The sequence below is a fragment of the Vibrio sp. OPT46 genome, from assembly GCF_015163535.1.
Lineage (GTDB): Bacteria > Pseudomonadota > Gammaproteobacteria > Enterobacterales > Vibrionaceae > Vibrio > Vibrio alginolyticus.
Map to the genome: position 1 here is coordinate 135,616 of NZ_JADDYG010000824.1, position 17,508 is coordinate 153,123.

Sequence of the window (17,508 nt, forward strand, 5' to 3'; positions counted from 1 at the left end):
AAAGTAACCTCGAAATAAATGACGCTGCGAGAATAGCTTGGTCTGGCAGACACGGCGAAGTTTCACTTCAACTCTAGTCAGTAACACTACGCTTATTTCAGCATATCAAAGTCACTTGGGTATAACGCCACTATAACATGATTACTGAGACAAGACTTTGTACCTACGGCACCGATATGAGATCACTTCAGCAAATTTTTTTTGGGGTTGGTGCTAATCTAAAACTATGACCTTACAAGGAGATAGCAATATGAGTTACAAACACATACTTGTGGCAGTCGACCTTTCAGACGACAGTAAAGTGTTGATTAAGAAAGCCGTATCACTGGCTAAACCTCTGGATGCGAAAGTCTCTTTTATTCACATCGACGTGAACTACGCAGAACTCTACACCGGGCTTATCGATATCAATATGGCAGAAGCGCAACATCAAGCAATGGAAGCATCGCGCACACAATTGGCAAACTTCGCTGAATATGCGCAATACCCAATTGCCCATACTTTAGTCGGTAGTGGCGATTTGAGTAATGAGCTGTGCGATACCATTCAAGATTACAGTATTGATTTGGTGGTTTGTGGTCATCACCAAGATTTCTGGAGCAAGATTCTATCTTCGACTCGACAGCTGATTAACTGCTCACCAGTCGATATGCTGGTCGTACCGCTAAAAGACTGATTGGCGCAGCGATAAAACTTGGTTAGACTGCGGGCACATTTGTTGTTGATAAAGATTCTCATCCATGGCTTATCTATCCGCAGTTACCCTACTTTGGGCATTCTCATTTAGCCTGATCGGCGTTTACCTCGCCGGTCAGGTTGATTCTTGGTTCTCGGTGTTCATGCGCGTGGCACTGGCGAGCCTGGTTTTCATTCCCTTTTTGAAATTCCGTGGCGTTAGCAAATCCCTGATCGCGAAACTGATGACCGTCGGTGGCTTCCAGCTCGGTTTGATGTATTGCTTCTACTACCAATCTTTTTTGCTCCTTTCCGTGCCAGAAGTATTGCTGTTCACAGTATTCACACCCATTTACGTCACGCTAATCTATGACTTCTTGAAAGGTCGCTTTTCACCTTGGTACTTAGTTACCGCAGCAATAGCCGTATTTGGTGCCGCCTGGATTAAATTTGCAGGCATTAATGAAGATTTCCTACTGGGCTTTTTGGTCGTACAAGGAGCAAACCTCTGCTTTGCCATCGGTCAGGTGGGCTACAAATATATCATGGAGAGTGAACCCGTCGATTTGCCACAACACACCGTGTTTGGCTACTTCTACTTAGGTGCACTTTGTGTAGCAACCGTGGCTTTCGCGCTCATGGGTAACCTCGACAAACTACCTACCACTGCAACACAATGGGGCATTCTGACATACCTTGGGTTGATTGCTTCTGGTTTTGGTTACTTTGCTTGGAACAAAGGCGCGACTATGGTGAACGCAGGGGCACTGGCAGTAATGAACAATGCATTGGTTCCGGCGGGCTTGATTGTAAACATTGTGATTTGGAACCGCGATGTTGATGTCATGCGACTCGCCATTGGCGGTGCGATCATCATGCTATCCCTATGGATTAACGAAACCTGGGTGAAAAAGCGCGTAGAGATGAGTTACGCCAATAAGTAACGCAGCTAATCCTATAAACATTTCGACAATAAAAAACGCTCTCCGACTGGAGAGCGTTTTTTTTAATTCAATTAATGCACTTTGGCTTGCGAGCTTGCGCCCATCAACGCATTAGGCGGCGCTGGTAACAACACTTCCAACTTCGCATTGCGGGCTTCCAGTTTGCGTTGACGCTTGAGCAACTTCTGCTGCTTTTTTGCCACTTTTAGCAGCTTTTTCTGCTGTTTGTAGTGTTTTTTCAGTGCCTTTTTCGCTTTCTTGAGCGATTTTTTATCAGCTAAATCAAACCATACTGGTGCGTCGGCTCTTACTGGCTCCGGAGATTTTTCGGCTTGTTTTTTCTCTTTCACACGCTCAACAACACGCTTCACAATCGCGGCTTTTTCGTTGCTTTGTTTAGTGGTCACTGGAATCGCTTGTGATGGCAGAGCTTCAACCAATAAGCCACATGCTTGTTGCTCACTCAATGGCTTGTCTTGGCATTTTTGTGGAGGAATTGCGGCTGGCTTACAAAGGGTATCTTTGGCCGATGAAGAGCGTGCGCAAGAACGACAAACGAATTTTGGTGCGACAACTAAACGATGGATATCACCAAGTTCTGCCGCGATCTGTTTGCGACTCATTTTACATAAACGTTTAGCCATTCTACTACTCCAGCTTCCCAGTTATCGACCGCATCACAACAAGTGAAATAATAATAATTCTTAGTTAGATATACAGTCAGAGAAGGGAATTAGCAAGAGAAAACTATCAATAGAGACGAGGAAAGAGAGGCTGAGTCACAGCACGACACACCGCACTGTGACAAGAAAAGTTGAGCCGTCAGGAAGTTATGCCATCGATGCTTTAACGTAGACATCGAAGCGATTTTTTTTCGTTTCAATCGCCATGGTCGGTTTTTTCTCGTTCAGCCAGTTAGCATAGTCTGGGCGTTTAACTACTACACGCTTTGTGGCTAACGCCATGGCTGGTTCTAGTAGGCCATCGGCGTCCAAATCAGCGCCAACCAACGATTGGAAAACGCGCATTTCTTTTTTCACGAGCGCCGACTTCTTTTTATTTTCTGGGTGCGGATACATCGGGTCAAGATACACCACATCTGGCTGGACAAAGTCTTTATCTTGCGCCAATTGTTCCAGCGCATCATGGCTAGAAGCATGGATAAGCGACATGCGCTCAGATACCCAGGTGCCGATTTCTGGGTCTTGTTTCGCTCGATCCAAGCCATCATCTAACAAAGCCGCTACGACTGGATGACGCTCGACCATCTGCACTTTACAACCTAGCGAGGCGAGCACAAACGCATCACGACCAAGACCTGCCGTGCCGTCTAACACGGTTGGCGTTGCCCCTTTGTTCAACCCCGCCGCTTTCGCAATTGCCTGACCTTTACCACCACCGAACTTGCGACGATGACCGACCGCACCACCAATCAAATCCACAAAGATTGCACCCAGCTTTGGTTCATCCACTTTACGTAGCTCCAAACGCTCGGTGGTTAGCACCAAAGCAAAATCGCTATCGTCAGTATGAGAAAGCCGCCAACGCGCAGCGAGTTCATCAAGATGAGATTGTTGAGACGGGTTTTCACAGATCAATTGCAGTTGCAAAAGGAGGCTCCAATAAAAATCGAGGTAACTGGCGCTGAGTGTATACCTAAGTTACCTATTAATGCTAGGTTGAGCTTGCTACGCAGGGGTTATACAGCCGTCAGTTGCTCCACTAGCTCAGAAAGCGGCTTAGGATGGCCAATACCGTAGCCTTGGCCGTAGTCCACACCGAGGTCTATCAAATGCTGCATGACCTGGTCATTTTCGACAAACTCCGCCACCGTCACTTTGCCTAGTTGCTTCGCCAGGTCATTGATTGAACGAACCATCACGCGGTCCATTTCATTTACGTTGATATCTTGCACGAAAAGACCATCAATTTTCACGATATCGACAGGAAGTTTCTTTAAGTAACCAAATGAAGACAATCCAGATCCGAAATCATCCAATGCAATCATGCAACCCAAAGCCTTTAGCTTGGTAAACAACTCAATGGCTTGATCCAGATTGCTCATCGCCGCTGTCTCGGTGATTTCTAAGCAGATTTTTTCACACGGCAGAGTCGAACTTTCCAATCGCTCCAATAAGAAGTCAATAAACTCTTGATTCCCCATAGATTGACCTGAAAGGTTTATCGAACAGCGACCAAGCTGTTCAACCACCTCAGGACGCTGTTCAAACCACTCTAGTGTTTGAGTAATAACCTGCTTATCAATCCAATGGGCAATGTTGTAGCGCTCGGAAGCAGGGATAAACAGCGCAGGAGAAACATAATCACCGTACCCACTGCGAATACGCACCAAAATCTCAAAATACATTTGAGTCTCGTGCTTTTGTAAGCTTTTTATCGGTTGAGCAAACAGTTCTAAACGTTGATTCGACAATGCCTCATGCACCAAATTGACGCTCTGCATTTCCATCTGACGACGCTGCAACTCTTCGTTATCTAAGCTGAATAGATTATAGCGGTTACGGCCTTGCTCTTTAGCGGCGTGACAAGCAGAGTCTGCTTGAGCGTGCACCATTTGTGGCGTATCAGCGGTATGATCGATGATACGGATACCAATTGAGCAACTGATGAACAGGCGTGTGTCTTCCCAAATAAAGAGGTGTTCGCTTAGTGTCGAGATGATCAGTTTGGCAATATTGATGGCGCCATATTCGTCACAGTCTTTGAGTAACACCGCAAACTCATCGCCTCCCATTCGAGCCAAGATGGAATTGTACGGCAGAACGCCTTCCAGCATACTTGCGCAGAATTGAATCGCCGCATCACCTGCATCATGCCCAACCGTATCATTGAGGACTTTTAGTTGATCTAAGTCGAGGTACAACATGGCGTGGACTCGACGATGGCTGTCCACTTCGCACAGTGCGGTCTTAAGCTCTAGTTCAAAATGGTTTCTGTTGTAAGTCCCCGTCAGTAAGTCATAGCGAGCTTGGTATTCCAATTTCTCGGAGAGCAGTTTGGTTTCGGTAATATCTTCGCCCACAATCAGCAGTTGCTCAGATTCACTCAGCGGACGAATATTCTCGCGCACCCAAACACGATGACCATTTGCATGACGATACTCGACTTCACGTCGCCAAACACCATGCACTTGCTGGTTGGGTTGCAATAACACTTGGCGAGGGAACAGCACTTTGTCATCAAAATAGAACTCCCTCAGGCGATGTCCGAGCATGTCCATCGGTTTGTAGCCAAGAAGTAGTTGAGCAAATCGATTCACTTCTTGAATTCGGTTATTACTATCAAGCGTCACCATCATCACGGGCTGCTGCTCATAATAGTTGCGTAGGGTTGACTCACGTTGGTAGAGCTTGTCCTCCATCAATTTACGACTGGTAATATCGCGCGCTTCAAACAAGTATTGCTTATGATTCCCTACTTGCTGAGAAAAAGGCTTGAGCGAAACTTCTAATACCAAGGCGCCGTGTTCTTTACTCCAAATTTCAGCTTCAAACGTCGACACTTGATGGTGAGGCGCATGGAAATACTCCTCTAGCAGCGCTTGGGCTTTCTCACTCCAGTTGGGATGAAACCAAAGTGGTCGGTCTAAACGCAGTCCTTGGTGATAAAGTAAGGATTGAAGGTGATCGTTGCCCGATTTAAGCACACCGTTGGCATCCAAAATGCCCATATACTGCATGCTCTGATCGAAAATCGATTCTAGAATAGCCTGGCTTTCTCGCGCAGCGCTCTCACTGCGACGCATCCGCTGTAAATAATAACCCATCAGCAAAATGACCACCGACATCACCACAAACAGACTACCAAACAGGCGAATTTCCTTGGCAAAACGTTCAGAAAGCTTCATTGGCTTATTAAAAAATACCGCAGAAACCTCTTGTTCAGCCCCCAATCCCCAACGCGCTACCGCTTGGTAATCGAGCTTTATTTCAGAATCACTTTTTTTCACGGCAGGCAGAGGCTGATCAGGGTTATCCAAAACGAATTCAAGCATCTCTGCACTCTCAATACCATGCCGATAACCACTTTGAATAACCCCTCCAACTGCGCCATGACCCAAACCAATGTCATGCACCATAAACAGCGGCGCGTTTGAGACTTTGTTGACACCAACCCAGTCACGCTCGCTGCCAACCATACCTTGTTTATCTCGGTAATAGGTCCAGAACAAGACGACTTTATCGGAACTCAGTTTTGCGACTTGTTGTTTTAGATCGATGATGCTGTCTGGGACAAGTTGTACGATTTTGTCTCGATATTGCGGGAACTTGAGGACAAAATTGTCGATTTGATAACGCAACACCTCACCGGTCACCGAGTGGTCACTGACGATGAGAACTTGTGTGTAGTTCGGATGTAAGCGCTCAATAAGAGCGAGATTCGCTTCCAAATCGACATCTTCCATGACTCCGGTTGCATTCAGAGAACGATGTAAAGAAGGATGGTAGTTATTAATGCCGTTAAATATAACTGGGGTGTCTTTGATGATTGGGGCTAAACGCTGCATGAGTTCAAGTGCATTGTTATCGCTCACTAAAATGGCATCGAATCGCTCTTTGCGTAATTTCGTAAAATACAAGGATTTTAGTTGCGCAAAAAACTGCTCACTCTGGTTACGTTTCGAGTCTAGATAGAGCACACGCATGTCCAGCGCTCGATCGCCCAGCTGTTGCTCGATGCCTCGCTGTATGGAGTCCGTCCAGAAAAAACCCTGATGATAGGAGTGCACGACCAACACCTTCGGATCTGAGGCCGTAGCAAACGCGCTCCAACATAGCGCGGCAATAACCAGAAAACGCTGCACATTATCTCCATAGCTCGGAGTTAACCCGCAGTTACTCCTGCCAAACCTTGTGAATCCTATCCGCTATGAGTATAAAAGGGAGGTAAAACTCTATCCCTAACGGAAATCATAGTATGAATGCGAGCCTGCCGAAACTCGACGACCTTGACCGCGCAATATTAAAAACACTGATGGCTGACGCCAGAACGCCCTACGCAGAAATGGCAAAGCAGTTCGATGTCAGCCCTGCCACTATCCATGTGCGTATCGAGAAGATGAAGTCGGCTGACATCATCGAAGGAACGGAGGTGATCATCAATACCAAAAAGCTTGGCTACGATGTGTGCTGCTTTATTGGTATTAACCTCAATGCAGCTCGTGATTACCACTCCGCGTTAGAAAAACTCAACGCGCTCGACGAAGTCGTTGAAGCTTACTACACCACGGGCGCGTATAACATATTCGTCAAATTGATGTGCAAATCGATTGAAGAGCTGCAATTTGTACTGATCGACAAGCTGCAAGCCATTGATGAGGTTCAGTCCACGGAGACATTGATATCGTTGCAGAACCCGATCAACCGCAACGTAAATCCGTAAAATTTTTTATAAAAAATGTACAAAAAAGGCCAACCGTTCGGTTGGCCTTGATGTTTTTTGCTCAATTTACGCCGCAATACCCGAATGGCGCAACAGTGCATCGATTTGTGGCTCGCGGCCACGGAAGCGCTTAAACAGCTCCATTGGCTCTTCACTGCCCCCCATTTCTAGGATGTTGTTCAGGAAGCTTAGACCCGTCTCTTTGTTGAAGATGCCTTCTTCTTCAAAGCGAGAATACGCGTCTGACGACAGCACTTCAGCCCACAGGTAGCTGTAGTAACCCGCACTGTAGCCACCAGCAAAAATATGGCCGAAGCTGTGTGAGAAACGCGCCCACTCAACCGCAGGAACTACCGCGACTTTCTCTTTCACTTTCGCCAGAGTTTCCAGTACACGCGCACCCACTTCAGGGTCATATTCGGTGTGAAGCGTGAAGTCGAACAAGCCGAATTCTAGCTGACGCAAAATACCCATCGCAGATTGGAAGTTTTTCGCTGCGAGCATTTTGTCTAGCATCGCTTTAGGTAGCGGCTCACCTGTCTCATAGTGACCAGAAATGAACGCCAGCGCATCCTCTTCCCAACACCAGTTTTCTAGGAACTGACTTGGTAGCTCAACCGCATCCCAAGGCACGCCATTAATACCTGAAACAGCACCTGTATCAACTTGCGTCAACATGTGGTGGATTCCATGACCAAATTCATGGAATAGCGTCACGACTTCATCGTGCGTGAACAGTGCTGGTTTGTCGCCCACTGGACGGTTGAAGTTACACGTTAGATACGCAACCGGCGTTTGCAGCTCGCCAGATAGCGTAACGCGACGACCACGACAATCATCCATCCACGCGCCGCCACGTTTGTGTTCACGAGCGTAGAGATCTAGGTAGAAGCTGCCACGGAGTGTGCCTTCAGCATCAAAGATATCGAAAAAGCGCACGGACTCATGCCAAGTGTCTACGCCTTCGCGCTCAGTAACGGTCATGCCAAACACGCGGTTTAGCACTTCAAACAGACCGCTCACGACTTTTGACTCTGGGAAGTATGGGCGCAGTTCTTCATCCGAAATTTGGAACAGGTGCTGCTTTTGTTTCTCGCTGTAGTAAGCGATATCCCAAACGTTCAGCTCTTCAACACCAAACTCACTTTTCGCAAACTGACGTAACTCTTCGACTTCACGTTCACCTTGCGGCTTCGCTCGTGTCGCTAGGTCATTCAGGAAGCCCAGCACTTGATCCGGCGTTTCAGCCATCTTTGTTGCTAACGACTTTTCACTGTAAGTATTGAAACCTAGCATACGTGAAATTTCATGGCGCAGTTTTAGCTGCTCAGTAATGATTTCTGAGTTATCCCATTTGCCTGCGTTTGGACCTCGATCAGAAGCGCGCGTCACGTACGCTTCGTACACTTCTTTACGCAACTCTTGGTTATCGCAGTAAGTCATGACAGGTAGGTAAGATGGGATATCTAGCGTAATTAGGTAACCATCTAACTCTTTTGCTTCTGCGGCAGCTTTCGCTGCTGCCAGCGCCGATTCTGGCATACCTGCTAGGTCTTTCTCGTCTGTGATGTGCTTGGTCCAACCCATGGTGGCATCCAGCACATTGTTAGAGAATTTAGAGCTCAGCTCAGACATACGTTTGCTGATCTCGCCGTAACGGTGCTGCTCATCGGATGGCAAACCAATGCCTGATAACTCGAAATCACGCAGTGCATCAGTGATGGTTTTCTGCTGGGCACGAGTTAACGTTGCAAATTCTTCGCTCGCTTTGATGGTTTTGTACGCTTCGTACAACCCTTTGTGCTGACCAACCCAAGTGCCGTACTCTGACAAAATTGGTAGGCAACTTTCGTAAGCTTCACGTAGCTCTTCGCTGTTCACTACCGAGTTCATGTGACCCACTGGCGACCAGATGCGGCTTAAGCGATCATCCGCTTCTTCAATTGGCGCAATCACACTGTCCCAAGTTGGGTGAGCGTTGTCTTGTAGAACTTCATCGATTTTTGCTCGGCAGTCAGCAATCGCTTGCTCAACGGCAGGCTTGATGTGTTCTGGTTTAATTTGAGAAAACGGAGGTAGGTCCGTAAACGTCAGAAGAGGATTAGACATGAATAATTCCTTTTGTGTTTTGACTCTGTGATTGCCTGTCTATTTTGTGTAGATAGGCCAACTCAATGTACAGACGAGCCAGCAACATGGATTGGGGGAGCTCCGTTCCCTTTCTCTATGCCGCGATGACCATCATATAGTCAACCAGCGCTACTCTGTCCTTGAGTCTTGTTATACCTAAATGAAATTTCACACCCTTTTGAGTGCGAGAAACTCACCTAGTTCAATTCGATTACCAATAGTAAGTGTGGGTGACTTAAAGAAATTTCAATAGCGTCCCCTTATCAGAGGAACAGATTTGATTGGAAGTTCTACATCTTTAAGTTACTTGAGTATAATACCGCCATAGAGTGAAAATCACAGACCACACTCAGCCAAAGAGTGTTTCGAGAGTTTAATTTGTTAAGTTACCGCCACAGCTTCCACGCTGGCAACCATGCCGACGTGGTCAAACACATCGTTCAAAGCCTCATTCTTGATGCGCTGAAACAAAAAGATAAGCCATTCGTTTATCACGATACCCACTCGGGTGTGGGCCGTTACGATCTGACTCACGAATGGTCTGAAAAAACGGGCGAATACAAACAAGGCATCGCACGTATTTGGGATAACCCAAGCATTCCTGAAGACATCAAAAGCTACATCGATGCCATTAAAGTGCTCAACAACGGCGAGAAGCTGCGTTACTACCCAGGCTCACCACGTGTAGCGCGCGCGCAAATCCGCCCACAAGATCGCATGGTGCTGACCGAGTTGCACCCGGCCGATCACCCATTGTTAGAGCAAGAATTCCATCGTGATCGCCAAGTGAGCATCTTCAAAGAAGACGGATTCCAACGCCTCAAAGCAAGCCTACCGCCACAAGAGCGTCGTGGTTTGGTGCTGATTGACCCACCATACGAACTCGCGAAAGAGTACCGCGATGTGGTACGAGCGATTCATCAGAGCCATAAACGTTGGGCAACCGGTATCTACGCGATTTGGTACCCAGTGGTAAACCGTCACGACATCGAAGATATGATCGAAGGCTTGGAAGCACTGGGCATTCGTAAAATTCTGCAAATCGAGTTAGGTGTTGCACCAGATACCAACGAGCGCGGCATGACGGCATCCGGCATGATTGTGATTAACCCGCCATGGAAACTGGAAAGCCAGATGAAAGAGATTCTGCCATTCCTGCAAGACGCGATCGCACCAGCAACTGGCCACTGGAAAGTGGACTGGATTGTGCCAGAGTAAGCACTTCAGTACCGATATCTTCAAGCGCAACGATATTCTCGTTGCGCTTTTTTATGCTCTCACCTTCTCCCTCCAGTCGTGCTTATTCTTCTTTTTGTGCCTCTCATCGCTATTTGTCATAAGTATTGTCGCTTTTTCCCATTTAGGAATTAGTCGAATTCGATTTATGATAGTGGGATAACGGTGGCATTGAGTTCGGACAAGGTCATCCCAATCTATCTATGTACCAGATAAAATTTATAAGCTCTTGGAGAAAGTAATGGCGACTCATTTTGACTATATCTGTATCGGTGGCGGCAGTGGCGGCATCGCATCTGCAAACCGTGCGGCGATGTACGGCGCGAAAGTTGCGCTAATCGAAGCTCAAGACCTTGGCGGTACCTGTGTCAACGTAGGTTGTGTACCGAAAAAAGTGATGTGGCATGGCGCGCAAATCGCAGAAGCAATGAACCTGTACGCAGAAGATTACGGTTTTGATGTCGACGTGAAAGGTTTCGACTGGAGCAAACTGGTTGAGAGCCGTCAGGCGTACATTGGTCGTATTCACCAATCTTACGATCGCGTTCTTGGCAACAATAAAGTAAACGTGATTAAAGGCTTTGCTAAGTTTGTTGACGAAAAAACTGTCGAAGTAAACGGTGAACACTACACAGCAGATCACATCCTGATCGCGGTTGGTGGTCGTCCTACTATTCCAAACATTCCAGGCGCTGAATACGGCATCGATTCAAACGGCTTCTTCGACCTAGCAGAGCAACCAAAACGCGTTGCGGTTGTGGGTGCTGGCTACATCGCAGTTGAAATTGCTGGCGTACTGCACGCGCTAGGTACAGAAACGCACCTGTTCGTACGTAAAGAGTCACCACTGCGTAGCTTCGATCCAATGATCATCGATACGTTGGTTGAAGTGATGGACGCAGAAGGTCCAAAACTGCACACCCACTCTGTACCAAAAGAAGTGGTAAAAGAAGCCGATGGCAGCCTAACTCTGCACCTAGAAAACGGTGAAAGCCAAAACGTTGACCAACTGATTTGGGCAATCGGTCGTCACCCAGCGACAGACGCAATCAACCTAGCGTCAACCGGCGTGGCAACGAACGAAAAAGGCTACATCAAGGTAGACGAATACCAAGAAACTAACGTGAAAGGCATCTACTGTGTGGGTGACATCATGGAAGGCGGTATCGAACTAACACCAGTAGCAGTGAAAGCGGGTCGTCAACTTTCTGAGCGTTTGTTCAACAACAAACCAAACGCGAAGATGGACTACGATTTAGTACCAACTGTGGTATTTAGCCACCCACCAATCGGCACTATCGGTCTAACAACGCAAGAAGCAGAAGAGAAGTACGGCAAAGACAACATCAAAGTCTACACATCTGGCTTTACTGCGATGTACACCGCTGTTACTAAGCACCGTCAACCATGTAAGATGAAGCTTGTATGTGCGGGCGAAGAAGAAACGGTTGTTGGCCTACACGGCATCGGTTTCACGGTAGATGAAATGATCCAAGGCTTCGGCGTAGCAATGAAGATGGGCGCAACCAAAGCAGACTTCGACTCTGTTGTGGCTATCCACCCAACGGGCTCTGAAGAGTTCGTTACTATGTAGATCTTTTTATGGAAAACTAAACTTTAGATTTTCATAGTCTGGAAAACTGAACTACCCTCATTAAAGACTTGTTTTTTTTGAGGGTATTTTTATGGTTTACGTAATTGAATCATCATCAATAAATGTTCCCAGAATATACCCGCAAGCATCAACTGACACTCATCCCATTTCACTAAAGGGCTTTCCTACCTTTTATGACTCCAATCATCAATACTTGATGCCTGTTAACCTATGGATGAACTATCTAGTAAATCTAAGGAAGTCCAAAGACTTAAACTCTGCCGTTCGAGCAATCAAAAGGTACTGGCAGTTTTTGGAAATGAAACAATTAAGATGGGATGATTTCCCAGCGACAAAGTACCTACGTCCAACTTACCGCTTTAGAAATGATGATTTACTCAGCAGCGCCCGAAATGGTGAAATGCAGTTTTCTACCGCATCCTTGTACATGCTTCATGTCATCAAATTTTATGAATGGTGTATTACCCATCAACTCCTGCATGTAACTGAACACGCTAAACCATTTGAGTATGAGCTGGTTAAAGTGCAGAACCAGGGGATGATGAGACACCTAAATCCTCAATTTCTTGTTACAAGTACAGACCTGCGTATTAAAGTTCCAAAACGCGCCAACATTCAGTCATTGAATCCATTAAGTAAGGAAGAAATTCGATTATACGCCCTTGAGTTAACCAATTTTGGCATTGAGTTTGTGTTACATCAATTATTGCAAATCCACTCTGGGCTAAGAATTAATGAAGCCTGTACTTTTCCCCAATCTCTTGCCCTTAATGAACTCAGCACAGGCTTATACTCTGAAGTTTTGATAGGACCTGCGAACGGCGTTACTACGAAATATAGTAAAGAGCGAAAAGTAGAAATCCCTGCAAAGTTAGCAGTTTTACTCCACTCTTACTCAACATCTATTAGGAGGAAAAAGCGATTAAAAGGTAAAGAAAGCTCATTTCTGCTCGTTACAAAAAATGGCACTCCATTCAATGCAAATAACGTACAGCAATCCTTCCGACGGCTGAAAGAAAGCATAGAAGTAAAATATTCCATGTCTTTTAAGCACAGGACTCATGACCTCAGAGCAACCTATTGTACCTACCGACTATCATCATTGCTTGAGCATGGGCTACAAAAGAATGCTGTACTCCAAATGATGGCATGGATGGGACACAACAGCGAAAGCACTATATGGAAATACGTAGACTACCTTGAGAGAGAAAAGAGCGTTCAGAATGCCACTAGTTTCTTAGACCAGATACTAGAGGAAGCAGTATATGAATGAAATATCACACCATCCTGAATTGGTAGTAAGCCTCAAAATCGGTATATCTAAATATCAGTCATTTGATTTCAATCGATTTCGCTACCTTGGAGTTCCCCAAAAAAAACAAATTGATAAGGCAAAATTCGCAAATCGCGACAAGTTGGTTCACAAGTGGGTAGATATCTTAGGAAGAAGCCAAGAATATTCTGACCAGACGAAGTTTGGTTATTTCCATGATTTAACTCGATATGTAAGTTTTACTGACAGCCGGATGCTCAACCCCGAATCTGAGGAGGCTGCGAATGCTTGGGAGCAGCATCTCATTGAAAAAGTTAGGCTAGGAAGCATGCCAGTCAATACAGCACAAAAGCATAACAGTGCTATCCGCTGCCTATTAAGGCTCTTAGGCTACCCTGTCGAGAAATGGTTTTCTCCTCATGGTCTATTCCGCCGAGAATCAAATCCAACAGAAGCTTATTCAGACACAGAACTAAAAACTCTTCTGAGGCTTATCCAACCACTGTTTAATCAGCTTTTTAAACAAATTACATCCGATTTTCCTCTCTACCTAAACGCCCAACCAAGAGATAAATTTGCGTCTATCCAACTTAAAGGACGCAATTGCCAAGTCGCTGGGGCTATAACTAAGTGCTTTACACTAGGGTACTTCTTAATGTCGTACTACACATGGGGAAATAGCACTACCATTCTGAAAATGAAGAAGTTTAAGAAATCGGATCTGAGCAAGAACATCGTGTATTCACAAAGCGTACTAAAAGCCAGAGCTAATAAGTACGTGACCATCTCGATTGGTGAAAACAATAATCAAAATGTCCCGAAACATGCATTGAGATTTATCGAGAAGCTTCTCGAACTTAGTAACCTAGTCGCCCCCAATAGCGATCATCTGTTTTTTAAAGTCAGCAGAGGAAAAGCTACCTCCCTTGAACCTTCAAATCTTCGTGACATAACCAATTGGTTGCTTGAGTATTTCAACCCCACAGATGATTACGGAAAACCACTGAGGCCAATGGCTAAAAGGTTTAGAGCTTCAGGTAGTGCTCGTTACTTAGATTTAACGGGAGATGCGGTTGGGGTGGCTAGTCTATTGGGTAACACTCCCCAAACAGTAAGTCGTCACTATACAACCGGTAGTCCCATAGAAAACAGGAAACAGTTACAGGCTGCTGCCCATACACTAGAAGCCGTTGCTCGCTGCTCTGATTTAACTGAGTCAAAAAATTATGCGAAACAACAACTGGATGTTGAAGTACTTCCATATGACGAGTTCCTAGAAAAATACTCATCTTTTAAAAAGAAACCACAAACGACAATCATAGGTTCTGGTTGCAAGAACCCTTTCGATACCCAAGCTGGCAATTACAGAAGAAAAATGAACTTCAGTCCTAAAGATCTAGATGTCGAGCACCTAGCTTGCTCAGATATTCTGAAATGCTTTAGCTGCCCCAACCAAGTGATTCTCGAAGAAGTGGAAGATATTTGGTGTTTGATGAGTTTTAAAGAGGCTGTTAACGACTCTCTCGCAAATCACACGAATCGACAGCAATTCGAAAGAAACTTTAGAGACTTAATAGACAAAATTGAAATGGCTATTTTTAAAGTCGATCCAGCAGTGCGGCGAAAAGCCCAAAATAAACTTAGAAAAGAAGGTCGATATTGTTTATGGCCTGAAGGAATTAACGACCTCTTTTAGGAATCCAAAATGAGAATATTACTAGAGCTTCCGAGTAGCACCGTCCTAAAAGAAAATCAAAACGGATACCTGCATATACTTGACCTATATAATAAAAGTGACTTTCCGTCTCTTTACAAAATACCAGTCACTAAAAACTTTTCTGGTGCCACCGTCAGTTTCTTTGGTGATGAAGAGTGGGATCTAACCGCTTATGTTGATAGAAAAGTCACCAACAAATACAAGATAACGTTTTCTGACATCTCATCACAACCTTTAGCGAATGAGTTCAAGCTAATCTGCTTCATTTGGATATACACTTCCGCCGGACAAGGTCGCTCGTCACCGCTGAAGCCAACTTCTCTTATAGCACTTCATAGTAAGTTGACACAAATCTACAAGTACTTAGACAGATTGAAGTTAGACAGCATATCAAACCTATCTCACCCCGTACTTTTTTATGAGTTTTGCAATCATATTCAAGCCTTGAAGTATAGCTTTATAAGCGCACAGCACATATTCGCAGCTCTCGGGAAAGTGCAAAAATCATTCAGATATTTACCTTTCTCACTCGAACTTCCTACAGATCAAGGACCAGGAGAACTCGCGTCAGAATACTGCTGTCCCTCAAAAAGTAGGTCAGACCAATTCTACGCCATGCCGACATCAGTTATGGAAAAGATATACTTTTGGTGCATTGATTTTATTGAAGAATTACATCCCAACAAAGAGATTCTAAGCGAACTAGCTACTGAGATGAGACTCAATTATACGATGGGGAAAAAGCTCGTCGATAAAAAAATAGACTCTGGTACATGGAAATGGCTAAGCTACGATTCTCCTGATTATCGTATTGAAGTTAATAAATCCAAACCCGTACCGTACAAGAACATTATTGAATCATTTTTAGTTGGTTCACCTCTCGAAAAATACTATCTCCCCACAGCATCGCGCATGCAGGGTTGGTTTAACAAAATATTGACTGCTTGTTACATTCTATGCGCAGCATTCACGGGAATGCGAAGAAATGAATTGTATGGGCTCCACTCAGATAGCTTCAAAACTCGAATATTCAATGGCAAAACAATTTACACACTTCAGTCTTATCACCACAAAATGACTCAAGGAAGAGGGCAATTGACCGAGTGGGTTACATCTCCTGTTACAGGCAAAGCTATTGAGTTAGCAGAGGCCTTAACACGACACATGCGAGTCGAATTATTTTCAAGCCCTAATCCAATGAAAAATCATGAAGCTAGCTGTCTTTGGATAACTCAATCAAGAAAAAGTGAAGAGCCAAAGTTAATGTATGAGGGGCACTTAAGGTATCACTTCGACTTGATAGCTCAAGAGGCAGGTGCAATTGTTAACCAGCAAGTTCTTGATGAGTTTAAGCTAATCAACCCGAATAGAAATCCTCTACACGCCGACAAAAATATTCAACTAGGTAAAGTTTGGCGTGTCACAACCCACCAATTTCGCCGAACTTATGCGGTATTCGTACGGCGACATAACCTTTGCTCTCTAACTGCAGTTAAAGACCAGTTCAAACACCTCGATATTCCAACGACTGATTGGTACGGGGAAGGTAGTGCGGCCGCAGAGTTAAGGGGAATAGAAAAAGATACCGAGCTTAAAGAGCTTATAAAATCTGTCGCCAATGAGGTGATCATAGATAACGTGTATCGCTGGTTTAATTCAAGCGAAAAGCTATACGGGAAAAGAGGTTTAGAAATAATGAAAGAACGAGGTTCTATCCCTTCAGACCTAAAAACAAGAGAACAAATTCAAGAACTTGTTGAAAAGGGAGTAATTGATTTAGTTGGAACGCTCCACTCATATTGCCTTGCCGGTTACGAATGTCGTATGGATAAAGTGGCTTCCCCAGCCAGTTGTTTTAAATGTGAAAACCAACTCATTGACGAGGATAAAGCCCAAAACTGGATACACCGCCACAAGTGGGCATCGGAACAAGTCATTTACCTAGATTCAATTAACCGATTAACCTCCTCCATTGAAAGCCACTATATAACCCAGATTCGAGCCACCGAGAGAGTGATGTACTACTTTAAGATTCCTTTTAAAAAATTTGACCTCAAGGGGGCAGAGCGTGGGTAAGTCTAATGTAACAAGAGCTAAGATAGAGGAAGCACTAAAACGTATACTGCAAGGAAAACCCAAGGTCATACCTTCTACACAGAAGCTCTCTGTAAAAGCAGTTGAAGAAGAAGCCGGACTAGGTAGCGGGTCTGTTTATTATTATCCTGATATTGTTAAAAAAATTAAAAATGACTCTTTAAAGAAACAAGGCAACAATCAAAACAGTTCTTTGTATGACGAAAAGATCTCATATCTTCGTGAACAGTTAAAAAAAGAAAAGAGACTAAAAGAAAAATATCGGTCCGAGGTTACTGAGCTAAAAACTCAGCTTGCTAACATGGCGAGCCAGCATAACCAACTCGCCTTAATAATTCAGCAATATCAGTACAAAATTGCAGAACTAGAGTCTATAGGTAAAGTACATCAACTAGAAAAGCCTGACGATTAACCGATTCAC

13 protein-coding genes are annotated in these 17,508 nt (G+C 44.9%); 9 read left to right on the forward strand and 4 right to left on the reverse strand.

Features of this window, described 5'->3' with window-relative positions:
• Positions 1-250: 250 nt before the first annotated feature.
• Both uspA and IQR33_RS28710 read left to right on the forward strand, forming a co-directional pair.
• Positions 251-676: a universal stress protein UspA gene (uspA, locus tag IQR33_RS28705; protein ID WP_005379165.1), complete on the forward strand. Its 426-nt coding sequence runs from the start codon at positions 251-253 to the stop codon at positions 674-676.
• A gap of 64 nt (positions 677-740) precedes the next feature.
• Positions 741-1,619 (forward strand): carboxylate/amino acid/amine transporter, encoded by an 879-nt coding sequence (locus IQR33_RS28710; protein WP_017821112.1) that lies wholly within the window; start codon positions 741-743, stop codon positions 1,617-1,619.
• Between the two features lie 71 nt (positions 1,620-1,690).
• Here the strand turns inward: IQR33_RS28710 and IQR33_RS28715 are convergent, their stop codons facing one another.
• The 3 genes from IQR33_RS28715 to IQR33_RS28725 all read right to left on the reverse strand — a co-directional run bounded on the left by IQR33_RS28715 (position 1,691) and on the right by IQR33_RS28725 (position 6,444).
• Positions 1,691-2,263, reverse strand: a complete 573-nt coding sequence (locus IQR33_RS28715; protein WP_064376901.1) for a hypothetical protein — start codon at positions 2,261-2,263, stop codon at positions 1,691-1,693.
• Positions 2,264-2,449: 186 nt separating this feature from the next.
• Complete coding sequence (locus IQR33_RS28720; protein ID WP_005382933.1) at positions 2,450-3,229, reverse strand: class I SAM-dependent methyltransferase; 780 nt, start codon at positions 3,227-3,229, stop codon at positions 2,450-2,452.
• An 89-nt stretch (positions 3,230-3,318) separates the two neighbouring features.
• Positions 3,319-6,444 carry an EAL domain-containing protein gene (locus tag IQR33_RS28725; RefSeq protein WP_193837258.1) on the reverse strand — a complete coding sequence of 1,042 codons (3,126 nt, stop codon included), beginning with the start codon at positions 6,442-6,444 and terminating at the stop codon, positions 3,319-3,321.
• Between the two features lie 113 nt (positions 6,445-6,557).
• Here IQR33_RS28725 and asnC point away from each other — a divergent pair, with 113 nt between their 5' ends.
• Entirely contained in the window at positions 6,558-7,022 is a 465-nt protein-coding gene (gene asnC, locus IQR33_RS28730) for a transcriptional regulator AsnC (RefSeq protein WP_005389595.1), read from the forward strand.
• A 66-nt stretch (positions 7,023-7,088) separates the two neighbouring features.
• Here asnC and prlC read toward each other — a convergent pair whose 3' ends face one another.
• Positions 7,089-9,131 (reverse strand): oligopeptidase A, encoded by a 2,043-nt coding sequence (prlC, locus tag IQR33_RS28735; RefSeq protein WP_017635033.1) that lies wholly within the window; start codon positions 9,129-9,131, stop codon positions 7,089-7,091.
• Positions 9,132-9,530: 399 nt separating this feature from the next.
• Between prlC and IQR33_RS28740 the strand changes: the two genes are divergently transcribed.
• The 6 genes from IQR33_RS28740 to IQR33_RS28765 all read left to right on the forward strand — a co-directional run bounded on the left by IQR33_RS28740 (position 9,531) and on the right by IQR33_RS28765 (position 17,499).
• Entirely contained in the window at positions 9,531-10,370 is an 840-nt protein-coding gene (locus IQR33_RS28740; protein ID WP_005379158.1) for a 23S rRNA (adenine(2030)-N(6))-methyltransferase RlmJ, read from the forward strand.
• 259 nt (positions 10,371-10,629) lie between these two features.
• Entirely contained in the window at positions 10,630-11,982 is a 1,353-nt protein-coding gene (gorA, locus tag IQR33_RS28745; protein WP_025768282.1) for a glutathione-disulfide reductase, read from the forward strand.
• 91 nt (positions 11,983-12,073) lie between these two features.
• Positions 12,074-13,276: a site-specific integrase gene (locus tag IQR33_RS28750; RefSeq protein ID WP_193837259.1), complete on the forward strand. Its 1,203-nt coding sequence runs from the start codon at positions 12,074-12,076 to the stop codon at positions 13,274-13,276.
• On the forward strand, positions 13,269-14,972 hold the full coding sequence (locus IQR33_RS28755; RefSeq protein WP_193837260.1) for a hypothetical protein: 1,704 nt from the start codon (positions 13,269-13,271) through the stop codon (positions 14,970-14,972). The genes IQR33_RS28750 and IQR33_RS28755 overlap by 8 nt, the downstream gene beginning before the upstream one ends.
• 9 nt (positions 14,973-14,981) lie before the next feature.
• Positions 14,982-17,069 carry an integrase gene (locus IQR33_RS28760; protein WP_193837261.1) on the forward strand — a complete coding sequence of 696 codons (2,088 nt, stop codon included), beginning with the start codon at positions 14,982-14,984 and terminating at the stop codon, positions 17,067-17,069.
• The gene (locus IQR33_RS28765) at positions 17,062-17,499 is read left to right on the forward strand and encodes a hypothetical protein (RefSeq protein ID WP_062850840.1); all 438 of its coding nucleotides are present in this window, start codon (positions 17,062-17,064) and stop codon (positions 17,497-17,499) included. Before IQR33_RS28760 ends, IQR33_RS28765 begins: the two co-directional genes overlap by 8 nt.
• The last annotated feature ends 9 nt before the right edge of the window (positions 17,500-17,508 follow it).